The sequence below is a fragment of the Stutzerimonas stutzeri genome, assembly GCF_002909485.1.
Lineage (GTDB): Bacteria > Pseudomonadota > Gammaproteobacteria > Pseudomonadales > Pseudomonadaceae > Stutzerimonas > Stutzerimonas stutzeri_AH.
In genome coordinates, this window is sequence record NZ_PPXG01000001.1 from 99,395 (window position 1) to 114,782 (window position 15,388).

Annotated in this window: 14 protein-coding genes; 13 read left to right on the plus strand and 1 reads right to left on the minus strand. The window is 59.6% G+C overall.

Translation table 11 applies throughout. From position 1 onward, the window contains the following. Positions 1-125 precede the first annotated feature (125 nt). Positions 126-572 carry an Hsp20 family protein gene (locus tag CXK91_RS00455; RefSeq protein ID WP_272887630.1) on the plus strand — a complete coding sequence of 149 codons (447 nt, stop codon included), beginning with the start codon at positions 126-128 and terminating at the stop codon, positions 570-572. Positions 573-632: 60 nt separating this feature from the next. On the opposite strand, the gene CXK91_RS00460 is transcribed toward CXK91_RS00455, so the two are convergent. Beyond that, positions 633-1,508 carry a LysR family transcriptional regulator gene (locus CXK91_RS00460; protein ID WP_103454467.1) on the minus strand — a complete coding sequence of 292 codons (876 nt, stop codon included), beginning with the start codon at positions 1,506-1,508 and terminating at the stop codon, positions 633-635. Between the two features lie 151 nt (positions 1,509-1,659). Here CXK91_RS00460 and leuC point away from each other — a divergent pair, with 151 nt between their 5' ends. The 12 genes from leuC (at position 1,660) to CXK91_RS00520 (ending at position 15,327) form a co-directional block, all read left to right on the plus strand. After that, entirely contained in the window at positions 1,660-3,087 is a 1,428-nt protein-coding gene (leuC, locus tag CXK91_RS00465) for a 3-isopropylmalate dehydratase large subunit (RefSeq protein ID WP_103454468.1), read from the plus strand. A gap of 11 nt (positions 3,088-3,098) precedes the next feature. After that, the gene (gene leuD / locus CXK91_RS00470) at positions 3,099-3,746 is read left to right on the plus strand and encodes a 3-isopropylmalate dehydratase small subunit (protein ID WP_103454469.1); all 648 of its coding nucleotides are present in this window, start codon (positions 3,099-3,101) and stop codon (positions 3,744-3,746) included. Positions 3,747-3,868: 122 nt separating this feature from the next. Beyond that, the gene (gene leuB, locus CXK91_RS00475; protein WP_103454470.1) at positions 3,869-4,951 is read left to right on the plus strand and encodes a 3-isopropylmalate dehydrogenase; all 1,083 of its coding nucleotides are present in this window, start codon (positions 3,869-3,871) and stop codon (positions 4,949-4,951) included. 54 nt (positions 4,952-5,005) lie between these two features. Then, positions 5,006-6,118 carry an aspartate-semialdehyde dehydrogenase gene (asd, locus tag CXK91_RS00480; RefSeq protein ID WP_103454471.1) on the plus strand — a complete coding sequence of 371 codons (1,113 nt, stop codon included), beginning with the start codon at positions 5,006-5,008 and terminating at the stop codon, positions 6,116-6,118. Positions 6,119-6,253: 135 nt separating this feature from the next. Then, positions 6,254-7,264, plus strand: a complete 1,011-nt coding sequence (locus tag CXK91_RS00485) for an aspartate-semialdehyde dehydrogenase (RefSeq protein WP_103454472.1) — start codon at positions 6,254-6,256, stop codon at positions 7,262-7,264. A gap of 145 nt (positions 7,265-7,409) precedes the next feature. Further along, positions 7,410-10,094 carry a FimV/HubP family polar landmark protein gene (locus CXK91_RS00490; RefSeq protein WP_103454473.1) on the plus strand — a complete coding sequence of 895 codons (2,685 nt, stop codon included), beginning with the start codon at positions 7,410-7,412 and terminating at the stop codon, positions 10,092-10,094. 2 nt (positions 10,095-10,096) lie between these two features. Next, positions 10,097-10,957 carry a tRNA pseudouridine(38-40) synthase TruA gene (gene truA / locus CXK91_RS00495; RefSeq protein ID WP_103454474.1) on the plus strand — a complete coding sequence of 287 codons (861 nt, stop codon included), beginning with the start codon at positions 10,097-10,099 and terminating at the stop codon, positions 10,955-10,957. A 90-nt stretch (positions 10,958-11,047) separates the two neighbouring features. Beyond that, positions 11,048-11,671, plus strand: a complete 624-nt coding sequence (locus tag CXK91_RS00500) for a phosphoribosylanthranilate isomerase (protein WP_103454475.1) — start codon at positions 11,048-11,050, stop codon at positions 11,669-11,671. A gap of 216 nt (positions 11,672-11,887) precedes the next feature. Beyond that, positions 11,888-12,781: an acetyl-CoA carboxylase, carboxyltransferase subunit beta gene (gene accD, locus CXK91_RS00505; RefSeq protein ID WP_103454476.1), complete on the plus strand. Its 894-nt coding sequence runs from the start codon at positions 11,888-11,890 to the stop codon at positions 12,779-12,781. Continuing rightward, on the plus strand, positions 12,778-14,082 hold the full coding sequence (gene folC, locus CXK91_RS00510; protein WP_103454477.1) for a bifunctional tetrahydrofolate synthase/dihydrofolate synthase: 1,305 nt from the start codon (positions 12,778-12,780) through the stop codon (positions 14,080-14,082). The genes accD and folC overlap by 4 nt, the downstream gene beginning before the upstream one ends. Further along, positions 14,066-14,686: an SPOR domain-containing protein gene (locus tag CXK91_RS00515; RefSeq protein WP_103454478.1), complete on the plus strand. Its 621-nt coding sequence runs from the start codon at positions 14,066-14,068 to the stop codon at positions 14,684-14,686. Before folC ends, CXK91_RS00515 begins: the two co-directional genes overlap by 17 nt. A 128-nt stretch (positions 14,687-14,814) precedes the next feature. Then, positions 14,815-15,327 carry a CvpA family protein gene (locus CXK91_RS00520; RefSeq protein ID WP_103454479.1) on the plus strand — a complete coding sequence of 171 codons (513 nt, stop codon included), beginning with the start codon at positions 14,815-14,817 and terminating at the stop codon, positions 15,325-15,327. Positions 15,328-15,388: the final 61 nt, after the last annotated feature.

Sequence of the window (15,388 nt, forward strand, 5' to 3'; positions counted from 1 at the left end):
TCCTCTTGCAGGCAGGCTTGTCGAGCGAGCCTTGAAATTTGCGGGACAGCTCCTATCTAGGGCTCAGCGGGATGCCGAATTCGGGTTCCGCCTGTTTCAACTCGCTGATTTCAGGAGGTTTTATCATGAGTGCATTTCCCATGGCTCCTCTGTTCCGGCAATCCGTCGGCTTCGACCGCTTCAACGACCTGTTCGAGTCCGCCCTGCGCAACGATACCGGCAGCTCGTATCCACCCTACAACATCGAGAAACATGGCGAGGACCAGTATCGCATCGTGGTCGCCGCCGCCGGCCTCGAAGAGTCCGACCTCGATCTGCAGGTGGAGCGCAGCGTGCTGACGATCAGCGGCGGGCGTCGTGAAAATGAGGTAGAGAACGTCACCTATCTGCATCAGGGCATCGCCCAGCGGGCGTTCAAGCTGTCGTTCCGTCTGGCCGACCATATCGAGGTCAAGGGGGCGGCGCTGAACAACGGCCTGCTCCATATCGACCTGGTGCGGGTCGTGCCGGAAGAAGCCAAGCCCAAGCGCATCCCGATCAATGCCGATCAGCGACCCGCACTGGAGGGTTGATCCGGAAAGTAGAGAAGGGCGCCGCATGGCGTCCTTCTTCGTTCGGGGCATTTGTGTCGATCAGCTCCCGCGTTCGGCATCCAGCAGCGCCATGAAGGCCTTGGCTGCATTGGATAACGTGCGCTCGGTATGGAGGATGTAGCCGAGTTGTCGCGTCAGTTGGATGTCCGGCAGCGGCAAGCTGACGACCTGTTCGTCGAGCATGCTGCGGGGCAACACGCTCCAGGCAATGCCAATGGAGACCATCATTTTGATGGTCTCCATATAGTTCGTGCTCATGGTGATATTGGGCGTCAGCCCCTCGCGTTCGAATAGTCGCTGGGCAATGTGGTGTGTGAAGGTGTTGCCGCCAGGAAACACGGCGGGATGGCCCGCCACATCTGCGAGCCGGATGTCCGTCTTGCCTGCCAGAGGATGCTCGGGGGCGACGACGAATTCCAGCGGGTCGTCCCACACTTTTACCGCTCTTACCGGATCGGCAGTTTGCGGTGCCAAGGTGATGACGGCCAGTTCCGCACGGCCATGCAGCACTTCGTCGTAGGCGACTTCCGAATCGAGAAAGCGGATATCCAGGCTGACCTGCGGATAAGCGCGGGTGAATGCGCGAAGCAGTGGCGGCAGTCGGTGCAGGCCGATGTGATGGCTGGTCGCCAGGCTCAATCGCCCGCCAATGTCGCCGTTGAGGTTGGTCAAAGCACGACGAGTGTCGTCCAGCACATTGAGAATCTGATAGGCACGCGGTAACAGGGATCGGCCTGCCTCGGTCAGGCCGATCTCGCGACCAAGCCGGTCGAACAGGCGCACGCCGAGTTGCGATTCCAGGGCTGCGATGCGCTTGCTGACTGCCGGCTGGGTCAGATGTAGCCGCTCGGCAGCCAGGGAAAAGCTGCCCGTTTCGGCAACAGCGATTAGGGCATTGAGGTTGGCTAAATCCATCGGTAGGGTCTCTCCACGGCAATGCCAATTCCTTTCGGGAATAGTTTGGATGAAAAATATGAATTTGAGTAATTCAATGCAAGCCCCTAGCATCGTCCCCATAAGCGCAAGGGCTATTCGCCCCGCATAGAAAGCAGATGAGGAAAGTCCGATGGCCGGCAAAACGCTCTACGACAAGCTCTGGGAAATGCACGAGGTGAAGCGTCGCGATGACGGTTCGTCGCTGATCTACATCGACCGTCACATCCTGCATGAAGTGACCTCGCCACAAGCGTTCGAAGGACTGCGTCTGGCCAATCGCAAGCCGTGGCGCATCGATGCCAATATCGCTACCCCCGACCACAACGTGCCGACCACCAAGGCCGAGCGCCAGGGCGGGCTGGAGGCCATCGCTGACGAGGTGTCGCGCATTCAGGTGCAGACGCTGGACGAGAACTGCGATGACTTCGGCATTCTCGAATTCAAGATGAATGACGTACGCCAGGGTATCGTCCACGTCATCGGCCCCGAGCAGGGCGCGACCTTGCCAGGCATGACCGTGGTCTGCGGTGACTCGCATACCTCCACCCACGGTGCCTTCGGGGCGCTGGCCCATGGCATCGGTACCTCGGAAGTCGAGCATGTGCTCGCGACCCAGTGCCTCGTGGCCAAGAAGATGAAGAACATGCAGGTGCGCGTCGAAGGCGAGCTGCCGTTCGGCGTGACCGCCAAGGACGTCGTATTGGCAGTGATTGGCAAGATCGGCACTGCCGGCGGTAACGGCCATGCGCTTGAGTTCGCCGGCAGCGCCATTCGCGATCTGTCCATGGAAGGGCGCATGACGATCTGCAACATGTCGATCGAAGCCGGGGCGCGTGTCGGCATGGTAGCGGTCGACGAAAAGACAATCGCCTATGTCGAAGGGCGTCCGTACGCGCCGAAAGGCTCGGATTGGGACAAGGCCGTTGAGTTGTGGAAGGGCCTGGTCTCCGATGACGACGCAGTGTTCGATACCATCGTTGAACTCAACGCAGAAGATATCAAGCCGCAGGTCAGTTGGGGCACGTCGCCGGAAATGGTGCTGGCTGTTGATCAGAACGTGCCGGACCCTGCCGCCGAAGCCGACCCGGTCAAGCGTGATTCCATCGTTCGCGCGTTGAAATACATGGGCCTGTCGGCCAATCAGCCAATCACCGAGATCAAACTGGACCGCGTGTTCATAGGTTCTTGTACCAACTCGCGGATCGAGGACCTGCGCGCGGCGGCTGAAGTCGCCAAGGGCCGCAAGGTTGCAGCGAACGTCAAACAGGCGATGGTGGTGCCGGGCTCCGGTTTGGTGAAGCAGCAGGCTGAGGCTGAAGGGCTTGACAAGATCTTCGTCGAAGCCGGCTTCGAATGGCGCGAGCCGGGCTGCTCCATGTGCCTGGCGATGAACCCGGACAAACTCGGCAGCGGCGAACATTGCGCCTCGACTTCCAACCGCAACTTCGAGGGGCGTCAGGGCGCCGGTGGGCGCACCCATCTGGTCAGCCCGGCCATGGCGGCCGCTGCGGCGGTAACCGGCCATTTCATCGATGTACGCGAACTGGTCCAGGCCTGAGGAGAGAACGGATGAAAGCCTTTACCCAACACACCGGCCTGGTCTGCCCATTGGATCGCGCTAATGTCGATACCGATCAGATCATTCCCAAGCAGTTTCTCAAGTCCATCAAGCGCACCGGTTTCGGTCCGAACCTGTTTGACGAGTGGCGCTATCTGGACGTCGGTCAGCCGAACCAGGATTGCTCGCAGCGTCCGGTGAACAAGGACTTCGTGCTGAATTTTCCGCGCTATCAGGGCGCCAGCGTGCTGCTGGCCCGTGAGAACTTCGGCTGCGGCTCGTCCCGCGAGCACGCCCCCTGGGCTTTGGAAGAATACGGTTTCCGTACCATCATTGCGCCGAGCTTTGCCGACATCTTCTACAACAACAGCTTCAAGAACGGCCTGCTGCCGATCGTGCTGAAGGAAGAAGAGGTGGATGAGCTGTTCGCGCAGGCCGAAGCGAACGAAGGCTACCAGCTGACCGTTGACCTCGCCGCGCAGGTCGTGACACGCCCAGACGGCAAGCAGTACGACTTTGAAGTCGATGCCTTCCGTAAGCACTGCCTGCTCAATGGCCTCGATGATATCGGCCTGACGTTGCAAGACGCGGACGCGATCAAAGCGTTCGAAATCCGTCACCAGCAGAACCAGCCATGGCTGTTCGGTGCGATCAAGTAGGCTGAGTATTGCCAAGTAGGGTGGGCTTCAGCCCACCGGTATGGCTCGGAGCTACTGGTGGGCTGAGGCCTACCCTATGAAATGCCCCTGCCGCGATGTGACTCCCCTATAAGGAATAAGAGATGTCCAAACAGATTCTAATTCTCCCCGGCGACGGCATCGGCCCGGAAATCATGGCCGAGGCGGTCAAGGTACTGCAGCTAGCCAATGACAAGTTCCAGCTGGATTTCGAACTGAGCTACGACGAACTGGGTGGCGCGGCGGTCGACAAGTATGGCGTGCCGCTGGCGGACGAAACCCTCGAGCGTGCCCGTGCCGCGGACGCCATCCTGCTTGGCGCTGTGGGCGGGCCGAAGTGGGACAAGATCGATCCGGCCATCCGTCCCGAGCGCGGTTTGCTGAAGATTCGCTCCGAGCTGGGCCTGTTCGGCAATCTGCGTCCTGCACTGCTCTACCCTCAACTGGCCGATGCGTCATCGCTGAAGCCTGAGATCGTGGCCGGTCTGGATATCCTCATCGTTCGCGAGTTGACTGGCGGGATCTATTTCGGCAAGCCACGCGAAAGCAAGGTGCTGGAGAGCGGCGAGCGCATGGCGTACGACACGCTGCCGTACAGCGAGAGCGAGATCCGTCGCATTGCCAAGGTCGGCTTCGACATGGCCATGGTGCGCAACAAGAAACTTTGCTCGGTGGATAAAGCCAACGTGCTGGCGTCCAGCCAGCTGTGGCGTGCCGTGGTCGAGGAAGTGGCCAAGGACTATCCCGAGGTCGAGCTGAGCCACATGTATGTCGACAATGCGGCGATGCAGCTGGTGCGTGCACCGAAGCAGTTCGACGTGATCGTCACCGACAACATGTTTGGCGACATCCTGTCGGACGAAGCGTCCATGCTGACCGGCTCCATCGGCATGCTGCCATCTGCCTCGCTGGATGCGGGCAACAAGGGCATGTACGAGCCGTGCCACGGTTCGGCGCCAGACATCGCCGGTCAGGGCATTGCAAATCCGCTGGCAACCATCCTCTCCGTTTCGATGATGCTGCGTTACAGCTTCAATCAGGGCGCAGCGGCCGATGCCATCGAACAGGCGGTGAGCGATGTGCTCGATCAGGGCCTGCGTACCGGAGACATCTGGTCCGAAGGTTGTAACAAAGTCGGCACTCAGGCGATGGGTGATGCAGTAGTCGCGGCCCTCGCGAAGTTGTAATCTTCTGGCCCGCCTTAATCTGCGCGGGCCACTTTTTCTATAGGTGTAGTTGCGATGAAACGTGTAGGTCTGATCGGTTGGCGCGGTATGGTCGGTTCCGTGCTCATGCAGCGGATGCTGGAAGAGCGGGATTTCGACCTGATCGAGCCCGTGTTCTTCACCACCTCCAACGTCGGCGGCCAAGGCCCCGAAATTGGAAAGGAAACCGCTGCGCTGAAGGACGCCTACAACATCGACGAGTTGAAAGGCCTCGATGTGATCCTGACCTGTCAGGGCGGCGACTACACCAACGAAGTCTTCCCCAAGCTGCGTGAAGCCGGCTGGCAGGGCTACTGGATCGATGCGGCGTCCTCACTGCGGATGCAGGACGACGCGGTAATCGTCCTCGATCCGGTGAACCGCCGTGTGATCGACCAGCAGCTGGATGCGGGCACCAAGAACTACATCGGCGGCAACTGCACCGTCAGCTTGGCGCTGATGGGCCTTGGTGGCCTGTTCGAAGCCGGTCTGGTCGAGTGGATGAGCGCGATGACTTATCAGGCGGCTTCCGGAGCCGGTGCGCAGAATATGCGCGAGCTGATCAAGCAGATGGGCGCCATCAATGCGGCTGTGGCCGATGACCTGACCAATCCCGCCAGCGCCATTCTCGACATTGATCGCAAGGTTGCCGAGACCCAGCGTAGCGAAGCCTTCCCGGTCGACAATTTTGGCGTGCCGCTGGCGGGTAGTCTGATCCCGTATATCGACAAGGAGCTGCCAAACGGACAGAGCCGTGAAGAGTGGAAAGCGCAGGCCGAAACCAACAAGATTCTCGGCCGATTCAAGAGCCCGATCCCGGTCGACGGTATCTGCGTGCGCGTCGGCGCCATGCGCTGCCACAGCCAGGCCCTGACCATCAAGCTGAACAAGGATGTGCCGATCGCCGATATCGAGGGGCTGATCAGCCAGCACAATCCGTGGGTCAGGCTGGTGCCGAATCACCGTGATGCCAGTATGCAGGAACTAAGTCCGGCAGCGGTCACCGGGACGCTGAGCGTTCCGGTTGGACGTTTGCGCAAGCTCAATATGGGCTCGCACTACCTGGGCGCGTTCACCGTGGGCGATCAGCTGCTGTGGGGTGCTGCCGAGCCGCTACGTCGCATGCTACGTATCCTGCTGGAGCGTTGATGCGCACTCGATGAAGTGCAGAACGCCGCGACTTGTTCGCGGCGTTTTCGTTTGCGCAGCGTGCCACTCGGCGGCGCTGGTTGCAGTGATCTGCCATTTCGCTACAGTGCCGATCCTTAACGCGTGGAGGTGGCGATGCCCACAGGTGTCGGTGTTGCGGTTGTAGGTGCGGTCAGCCTGGTAGGTGAGGCGCTGGTCGAGGTGCTGGAAGAGCGTGCGTTTCCGCTTGCCGAGCTGCACCTGCTTGACCACGAGGAGAGCGTCGGGCAAACAGTGCCTTTCAAGGGGCGTAATCTTCGTGTTTCCGATGCTGAGCGCTTTGATTTCAGTCGTGTGCAGCTAGTCTTTCTCGTTGGTGGTGCGGCGGCGGTTGTCGAATGCAACGCCAAGGCAGTGGCTGCAGGCTGCCGGATCGTTGATCTGTCCGGTTCTATTCCCGTGTCTCAGCAGCCATGCCTGGTGCCGGAGGTAAACGGCAGCCTGCTGGGTGCGGCAGCTGATTTGCGTGCCATCGCCTCGCCGCTGCCGGAGTCGGTCGCGCTGGCAATCGCCTTGGCCCCGATTCAGCAGCAGCTGGACTTGCAGCGGGTTACGGTAACGGCGTGCCTGCCGGTATCTAGTCGCGGCAAGGTGGGCGTGAAAGAGCTCGCACGACAAACAACCGAACTGTTGAATGCCAGACCTCTAGAGCCGCGAGTGTTTGGCCGGCAGATGGCGTTCAATATGCTCGCGCAAGTCGAAGAGGTTGATGTGCAGGGCTATGGGCGACAAGAGCGACGGCTGATTGAGGAGCTTCGTCAGCTGCTGGGTCTTCCGGAACTCACGGTCGCCGTCACCTTCATTCAGGCGCCGGTGTTCTTTGGCGAAAGTCTTGTCGTCTCGTTGCAGGGTAGTGTCGAGGCGAACGTTCAAGGGCTGTCTGAGACTCTGGACATGGCTCCGGGGATCGAACTTGTGGAGTCGGACGACTACCCGACGGCGGTCGGTGACGCGGTTGGGCAGGATGTCATCTATGTAGGCCGGATGCGCCGTGGCATCTGTGATCCGCGCGAAGTCAATTTGTGGATTGTGTCTGATAACGTGCGAAAAGGCTCGGCACTAAACGCTGTGCAGTCCGGTGAGTTGTTGATAAAAGACTATCTGTAAAAGATACTTACTGGTAATTCAAAGAATATTTCTAGCCGATGCGCTGAACGGCTTATCGCTGATGGGGAGTCACCGTTAGGTGGCGCGGGCAGTGACATAAGAGCCTCTCGTAGTTCGAGAAAAAAGATAAACAAGGGATTAAATAATGGTTCGGGTTCGCAATCTGGTGCTGGCAATCGCGGCTGCTACCGCGCTGACTACAGAAATGGCCCATGCGCTTGGGTTAGGTGAGGTCACGCTTCAGTCGTCATTGAATCAACCGCTGATCGCGGAAATCGAGCTGCTCGATGCAAATAGCCTTGCGCCGGGTGAGGTCATTCCGGTGCTCGCCTCGGTTGAGGAGTTCAATCGGGCCGGCATTGATCGCCAGTACTTTCTGACTGATCTGAAGTTCACGCCGGTATTGCGGCCAAACGGGAAGAGCGTCATCCAGGTTTCTTCCAACAAGCCGGTACGCGAGCCCTATCTCAATTTCCTCGTAGAAGTGCTCTGGCCCAGCGGGCGCTTGCTGCGCGAGTACACTCTGCTGCTGGATCCGCCGCTCTATTCGCCGGAAACCGCCGCGGCCGCCGCGCCTCAGTTGCCGATATCCGCTCCAGTTCGCACTACTCAGCCCGCGCGCCCTGCGCCGGCTCGTCCGACTGCTGCGCCTTCAACGGCAGTGCAGTCTGCAACCGCTCCTCAGAGTGGAAGCAGCGAGTACAAAACTTCTGCCCGTGACACCCTTTGGGAAATTGCCGAGCGCAATCGTCGTAACGGAACGGTTCATCAGACGATGCTGGCCATCCAGGATCTCAATCCGGATGCCTTCATTGGCGGCAACATCAACCGCATGAAGAGCGGGCAGGTGCTTCGCCTGCCGGATGCCGAGCAGATATCCACTCGCTCTCAAGCCCAGGCGATCACTCAGGTCGCAGAGCAGAATGCGGCCTGGCGCCAGGGTAGTGCAGCAGCCGGTGCTCGTCAGCTGGATGCGACTCGCCGTACCGAGGCCGGTGCCGCCCCGTCGCGTAGTGAATCTGGCGACAACCTGCGCCTGGTTGCCGGCGATGCAGGCAAATCGACCGAAGGCTCGGATACCGGTTCAGCCGGTGATGGCAAGGCCCTACGCGACAAGCTTGCCGTAACTCAGGAAAGCCTGGATTCCAGTCGTCGTGAAAATGACGAACTCAAAGATCGTCTGAATGATCTGCAGGGGCAGCTGGAGAAACTACAGCGCCTGATGCAGCTCAAGGATGATCAGCTTGCCAAGCTTCAGGCTCAGGTTGGCGCAGAGGGGCAGGCCCCGACAGCAGATGATATTGCTGGTCAGCCTGAGACTGCCGCAAATGAGTCCCCATCTCCTGAGGGTAGCGTCACGGGCGATTCGGCCCCAAGCGATCAGGAGGCGGCCGCACCAGCTGCCGCTCCAGCACCTGCTGCCAAACCAGCTGCTAAGCCCGCCGCGCCTGCGGCGCCGGTCGCTCCTGTTGTCGAGCCGGAGCCCAAGGGGCTGATCGATGACCTGCTGTCCAATACATTGCTGCTGGGTGTGGTAGGCGGTAGCGCTCTGCTGCTGTTGCTAGTCGGCTTGATGGCGCTATCACGGCGCAACGCGATGAAAGAGGCCGAGCTGCAAGAGAGCCTGTTGGCGGATAACACCATTGACGATCTGCACACGGGTTCTCCGGCCTTCGTCGATATCGGACAGGAGCAGCCGAAGCAAACTCAATTTTCCGGCGCCGCTGCGTCGGCATCGAGCGCAGATGAACTGACGGCTTCTACTGGAGATGCGCTGGCCGAGGCGGACATTTATATAGCCTATGGTCGCTTCAATCAGGCAGCAGAGCTGCTGCAGAACGCGCTCAATGATGAGCCTCAGCGCAGTGATTTGCGGTTGAAGCTGATGGAGGTTTACGCAGAGCTCGGTAATCGTGATGGGTTCGCTCGTGAAGAAGCCGAGTTACGCGAAATCGGTGGCGCTACCCATGAGGTCGAGAAGCTGAAGTACAAGTACCCAGCTATGGCAGCCATTGGCGGGTCAGCAGCTGTGGCCTCGACGCAAATGGATATGAACAGCTTCAATCTCGACGACCTGCAGCTGGACGAGCCAACTTCGCCATCCGCCGGTCAGGATATGGATGATTCGTTCGATCTAAGTCTGGATGACTTGGACATAGATTTGAATGATGAGCGCCCGAAGAGTGCGCCAGTGGATGATTCGCTGAATTTCGATGACCTGACGCTGGATGAAGTTGAAGGGGTTACGCCTGGCGCGCAGACAGCCGCGAGTGATTTCTCTTTCGATCTTGAAGAGGAAAAGAGCGCGCCGGACGCTGAGCAGGATCTGTCGGATTTTTCCTTCGATCTGGGCGCCGATACGAGCGGTAAGAAGGGCGACGACGAGTTTTCGCTCAATTTCGACGAGCAACCTGCAGACGCGCCCACCGCATTCGACAGCGACGAACTCGACTTCGAACTCGCTGAGCCTGCCACCAGTCCTGCGGACCTGCCTGACGACTTCGACATTTCCTTTGGTGAGCCCGAAAAGCAGCCTGAGAGTTTTGCCGAAAAGTTGGACGAAGTAGAGGCTGAGCTCGAAGATTTGTCCAGGGATCTGGATGAGCCTGCCCCTGCCCCCAATTTGGCTGCGACAGACGCCGGCGGTGTGGATGAGGACTTCGATTTCTTCTCCGATACCGACGAAACCACCACCAAGCTGGATCTCGCCAGAGCCTATATCGACATGGGCGATGCTGAAGGTGCTCGCGATATCCTCGACGAGGTGATCTCCGAAGGTAGTGATGCCCAACAGCAAGAGGCGCGAGAGATGCTCGCCAAACTAGCCTGATCATGACCCAAGCAGTACCCGAAACGGCAGCCGAAATGGCTGCCGTCGGCGTTTCCAGAATTGCACTTGGCGTTGAGTACAAGGGATCGCGCTATCGCGGGTTCCAGCGTCAGCGTGCTGGCGTGCCATCCATTCAGGAGACCCTCGAAACCGCGCTGACAAAGGTGGCGGGAGGTCATTCCGTCACACTCAGCTGTGCCGGGCGAACCGATGCGCTCGTGCACGCGAGCGCGCAGGTGGTTCATTTCGATACGCCGATCACGCGCAGCATGCACGCGTGGGTCATGGGCGCGAATATGAATCTGCCGTCCGATATCAGTGTCACCTGGGCGAAAGAAATGCCTCGCCATTTTGATGCCCGCTTCAGTGCGATGGCCCGTCGGTATCGCTATGTGATCTATAACGACCAGATCCGCCCGGCGCATATGGCAGAAGAGGTGACCTGGAACCATCGGCCGCTGGATGTTGACCGCATGCGTGCCGCTGCTGCGGTATTTGTGGGGACGCACGACTTCAGTGCATTCCGAGCAAGGCAGTGCCAAGCCAAGTCACCGATCAAAACCATTCATCACCTAGAACTTCTCGAGCATGGCCGGTTAATCGTCATCGATGTGCGCGCCAACGCATTTCTGCATCACATGGTACGTAACTTCGCAGGCGTTCTGATGACGATCGGCGCGGGTGAGCGGCCAGTGGAGTGGGCGGCCGAAGTGCTGCAGTCTCGGGTGCGACGAACCGGTGGAGTAACCGCGCACCCTTACGGGCTCTATCTAATCGAGGTCGATTATCCCGACGAGTTCGAACTGCCGAAGCGCTATCTTGGGCCGCATTTTCTGTCGGGTTTGCCGGATGTGCGCTACTGATGCTCGTATCTTGGGCTGTTGCGCCTATTCGCTTGCAGGTGACAGCTCTTTTGTTACCATCCGGTTTCTTTCTTATTAGGTAAGCATCCGTTGTCAGTCGTTCGCAGCAAGATTTGCGGGATCACTCGAGTCGAGGACGCATTGACAGCCGCCGAAGCGGGTGCCGATGCCATCGGCTTGGTGTTTTACCCCAAGAGCCCTCGTGCCGTCAGTGTGCAGCAGGCCCGCGACATCGTCGCGGCCCTGCCGCCTTTCGTTACGACGGTCGGTTTGTTCGTCAACGCCAGTCGTTGTGAGATCGGCGAAATCCTCGATGCCGTGCCGCTGGATATGCTGCAATTTCACGGCGACGAATCGCCTGCGGAGTGCGAAGGTTTCCATCGGCCTTGGTTCAAGGCGCTGCGGGTTGGTGGTGGTGAGGATATTGCTGCTCAAGCTGCTCGCTATCGGAATGCTAGCGGCATTCTCCTGGATACCTTCGTAGCAGGCGTGCCGGGAGGGACGGGCGAACGCTTCGATTGGTCGCTGATTCCGGCTGCGCTGACCAAGCCCTTGATTCTGGCGGGAGGGCTGACCATGGAGAACGTTCAGCAAGCCATCGCCGAGGTTCGGCCATATGCGGTGGATGTCAGTGGGGGCGTGGAAGCGAGTAAGGGCATCAAGGACGCTCACAAGGTAATGGCTTTTGTCGAGCGCGTGCGTTCGGCCATGTGACGCCTGGGCAGCCGTCGCCGTCCAGTAACGAGTCGCTGGTGAGACCAGCACCGTGTTTGGTGATTTCCTCCGTCAGGTGGAAATCGAAGTTTCGCGACTGCGCCCTACTAGGTGCATCGCTCACGCGACCAAGAGTGCCGGCTTACCTCCGGTCGCAACGATGAATGTGCCTGCAGCGCGAGCGCGCTCGGGACTGAAGCTTTGGAGAACAAGAGCATGAGCAACTGGCTGGTAGACAAACTGATCCCTTCGATCATGCGCTCGGAGACGCAGAAGAGTTCGGTACCCGAAGGCCTCTGGCACAAGTGTCCGTCCTGCGAAGCGGTTCTGTACCGTCCGGAGCTGGAAAAGACGCTAGACGTCTGCCCCAAGTGCCAGCATCACATGCGTATCGACGCCCGTACTCGCCTCGACATTTTCCTCGACGCCGACGGCCGTGAGGAGATTGCAGCAGAGCTGGAGCCGGTTGACCGCCTCAAATTCCGTGATAGCAAGAAATATAAGGATCGCCTGACCGCGGCGCAGAAGCAGACCGGCGAGAAAGATGCTCTGGTTGCTATGAGCGGCAAGTTGGTCAACATCCCCGTGGTCGCTTGCGCTTTCGAGTTCTCCTTCATGGGCGGCTCCATGGGGGCCATTGTCGGTGAGCGTTTCGTTCGTGCCGCCAACGTGGCGTTGGAAAAGCGTTCCCCGCTAGTGTGTTTCTCCGCGTCGGGCGGTGCTCGCATGCAGGAAGCTCTGATCTCTCTCATGCAGATGGCAAAGACCTCCGCTGTACTGGCGCGTATGCGCGAAGAAGGCCTTCCGTTCATCTCTGTGCTGACCGACCCGGTGTACGGTGGCGTCTCCGCGAGTTTGGCGATGCTCGGCGACGTGATCGTTGCCGAGCCGAAGGCCTTGATTGGCTTCGCCGGCCCACGAGTGATCGAGCAAACCGTGCGGGAGAAGTTGCCGGAAGGGTTCCAGCGTAGCGAGTTCCTGCTGGATCATGGTGCCATCGATCTGATCATTCCGCGCTCCGAATTGCGCTCCCGTCTATCCCGTCTGCTAGCCCAGATGCAGAAATTGCCAAGCCCGGTGGAGCCCGCTCAGGTGACGGCTACTGCATGACCGGTCGGAGTCTTGCCGACTGGCTCGCCTATCTCGAGCAACTGCATCCCACTGCCATCGATATGGGGCTGGAAAGAGTCCAGGCAGTGGCGGCGCGGCTTGGCCTTACACGGCCGGCTCCGCTGGTGGTTACGGTTACCGGCACTAACGGTAAGGGCTCGACTTGCGCCTTCATTGCAGCCTTGTTGGTTAGTCAGGGTTTTAAGGTCGGCAGCTATAGCTCGCCACATCTGCAGCGCTACAACGAGCGCGTGCAGCTGGATGGTAGGCAGGCGAGCGATGTTGAGCTTTGCGAAGCGTTCACTGCAGTGGAGACCGCTCGCGGCGAAGTTTCTCTTACCTACTTCGAGATGGGCACGCTTGCGGCCTTTTGGCTGTTCGAGCGGAGCGGGCTGGACGCCGTGGTGCTGGAAGTTGGTCTTGGCGGTCGTCTGGATGCTGTCAACATCGTCGATGCGGACCTGGCTGTAATCACCAATATCGGGCTCGATCACGCCGACTGGCTGGGCGATACTCGCGAGAGCGTCGCCTACGAAAAAGCCGGAATTCTACGCGATGGCAAGCCGGCGCTTTGCGGGGATCTGGATATTCCGGCGCCGTTGCTGGCGCGCGCTGACACACTGAAAGCGCCGCTGTATTTGCGAGGGCGGGATTTCGATCTGGCGCTGGATCCTGAGAGCTGGCATTGGCGGGGTGTTGGTCCAGCTGGAGAGCAGCTGGAACTGCATGGCTTGCCTCTGCTGTCGTTGCCCATCGAAAACGCTGCCCTTGCGCTGCAGGCATATGCATTGCTGGGGTTGCCGTGGGACGCACTTCGTTTGGCTGCTGCGCTGCTTCAGACGCGGGTGGTTGGGCGTCTCGACACTCGAAAAATCCTCTGGCGAGGGCACGAGATATCTCTGCTGCTGGACGTCGGTCACAACCCGCACGCCGCGAGCTATCTCGCCCAGCGCCTTGCGCAGCAGTCGATAACCGGACGCAGGCTGGCGGTGTTCGGTCTCCTTGGCGACAAGGACCTGGGCGGGGTGCTGGACGCGCTGCGATCATGCGTTGCTGACTGGGCTGTCGCGCCACTCCCCACACCGCGGACACAATCGGCCGCACAGTTGGCTTCGGCGCTGCTTGAGCGCGGCGCTTCAGTCAGCCAGTATGCGAGCATCGAACAGGCGCTGGACGCCCAGTGCGCCAAGGCTGAATCCACTGACCAAGTACTGGTCGTCGGATCGTTCTATTGCGTAGCGGCGGCGCTTGAGTGGCTCGAAAAACAGGCTGAGGAGAGCGGGGATGGCATTGCTGGATAAGGGATTGCTGCAACGCATGGTTGGCGCACTGGTGCTGGTTGCGCTGGCGGTCATATTCGTGCCGATGCTGTTCAATCGGCAAGATGACCTGGGGCATGTCACTGTCGATGCGCCAAGCATTCCTGCGGCGCCCGTGGTTGCGGAAATAGAGATGCAGCCGGTCGAAGTACCGCAGCCCGAGTCTGTCCCCGAGGGTTTCGAGATCATCGAGGAGGGTGCCGAGCCAGATGCAGCGCCGGCTGCTCCCGAACAGGCCCCGGCACCAATCGAGCCAGCTGCTCCGGTGGCGGCTGCCCCAGCTGCGCAACCGCCCGCAACACAGTCACAACCCCCGGTAGCCGATCCGCGGCTGGACAACAACAATCTGCCGGTCAGCTGGTCGATTCAACTAGCCAGTCTGTCCAACCGTGCCAGCGCCGAAAGCCTGCAGCAAACCCTGCGCTCGCAGGGGTATAACGCTTACATCCGCACCGCAGAAGGCATGAATCGTGTCTTCGTCGGGCCCTTGGTCGAGCGCAGCGAGGCGAATCGGCTTCGCGATGTACTGCAACGTCAGCAAAAGCTCGATGGTTTCGTTGTCCGCTTCAAGCCGGAAGGAAGCTGAGTTGTTGAAGCGCTGGCCGAGTACTCGGCATTAGGATCGACCAGCGCATCACCAGCGGTAGCCAGCTCGTATTCCTGGCGCTCGCGCTCTGCTAAAATCCGCCGCCTTTCTCCATTGCAGAAGTCATCGTGGCATTCACCTGGGTCGATTGGACCATTATTGCCGTCATAGCTGTATCCAGCCTGATCAGCTTGAAGCGTGGTTTCGTGAAAGAAGCGCTTTCGCTGGTTACCTGGATCATCGCCGGTGTGGTCGCATGGATGTTTGGTGGTGCGTTGTCCCACCATCTGGCGGAATACATCAGCACGCCTTCTGCACAGGTCATTGCGGCTTGCGCTTTACTGTTCGTGGCCACTCTACTGGTAGGTGCGTTGGTTAATTTTCTGATCGGTGAGCTGATCAGGGTTACCGGCCTGTCGGGAACCGATCGATTCCTCGGTATGGTGTTCGGCGCCGCTCGAGGCGGTCTACTGATCGTTGTACTTGCCGGGTTGTTGAGCCTCGCACCGGTCGAGCAGGATATGTGGTGGCGCGAATCGGCACTGTTACCTCACTTTCTACTGATCGCCGACTGGTCCAAGAACCTCATTCTCGGGTTCAGCGGCCAATGGTTCGCCGGTTCGCTCAACCCGCCTGGTTGAGTCTTTTTTAACGGATGCTCGGCCTGCCGTTGTATCCGGTCAGCCTGTAATAACTGAGAGG

What these genes read in the sequence shown, in the direction of transcription:
- leuD (WP_103454469.1), top strand. Translation starts at nt 3,099, where the DNA reads ATGAAAGCCTTTACCCAACACACCGGCCTGGTCTGCCCATTGGATCGC.
- CXK91_RS00455 (WP_272887630.1), top strand. Translation starts at nt 126, where the DNA reads ATGAGTGCATTTCCCATGGCTCCTCTGTTCCGGCAATCCGTCGGCTTC.
- asd (WP_103454471.1), top strand. Translation starts at nt 5,006, where the DNA reads ATGAAACGTGTAGGTCTGATCGGTTGGCGCGGTATGGTCGGTTCCGTG.
- CXK91_RS00490 (WP_103454473.1), top strand. Translation starts at nt 7,410, where the DNA reads ATGGTTCGGGTTCGCAATCTGGTGCTGGCAATCGCGGCTGCTACCGCG.
- leuC (WP_103454468.1), top strand. Translation starts at nt 1,660, where the DNA reads ATGGCCGGCAAAACGCTCTACGACAAGCTCTGGGAAATGCACGAGGTG.
- truA (WP_103454474.1), top strand. Translation starts at nt 10,097, where the DNA reads ATGACCCAAGCAGTACCCGAAACGGCAGCCGAAATGGCTGCCGTCGGC.
- folC (WP_103454477.1), top strand. Translation starts at nt 12,778, where the DNA reads ATGACCGGTCGGAGTCTTGCCGACTGGCTCGCCTATCTCGAGCAACTG.
- leuB (WP_103454470.1), top strand. Translation starts at nt 3,869, where the DNA reads ATGTCCAAACAGATTCTAATTCTCCCCGGCGACGGCATCGGCCCGGAA.
- CXK91_RS00515 (WP_103454478.1), top strand. Translation starts at nt 14,066, where the DNA reads ATGGCATTGCTGGATAAGGGATTGCTGCAACGCATGGTTGGCGCACTG.
- accD (WP_103454476.1), top strand. Translation starts at nt 11,888, where the DNA reads ATGAGCAACTGGCTGGTAGACAAACTGATCCCTTCGATCATGCGCTCG.
- CXK91_RS00485 (WP_103454472.1), top strand. Translation starts at nt 6,254, where the DNA reads ATGCCCACAGGTGTCGGTGTTGCGGTTGTAGGTGCGGTCAGCCTGGTA.
- CXK91_RS00460 (WP_103454467.1), bottom strand. Translation starts at nt 1,508, where the DNA reads ATGGATTTAGCCAACCTCAATGCCCTAATCGCTGTTGCCGAAACGGGC.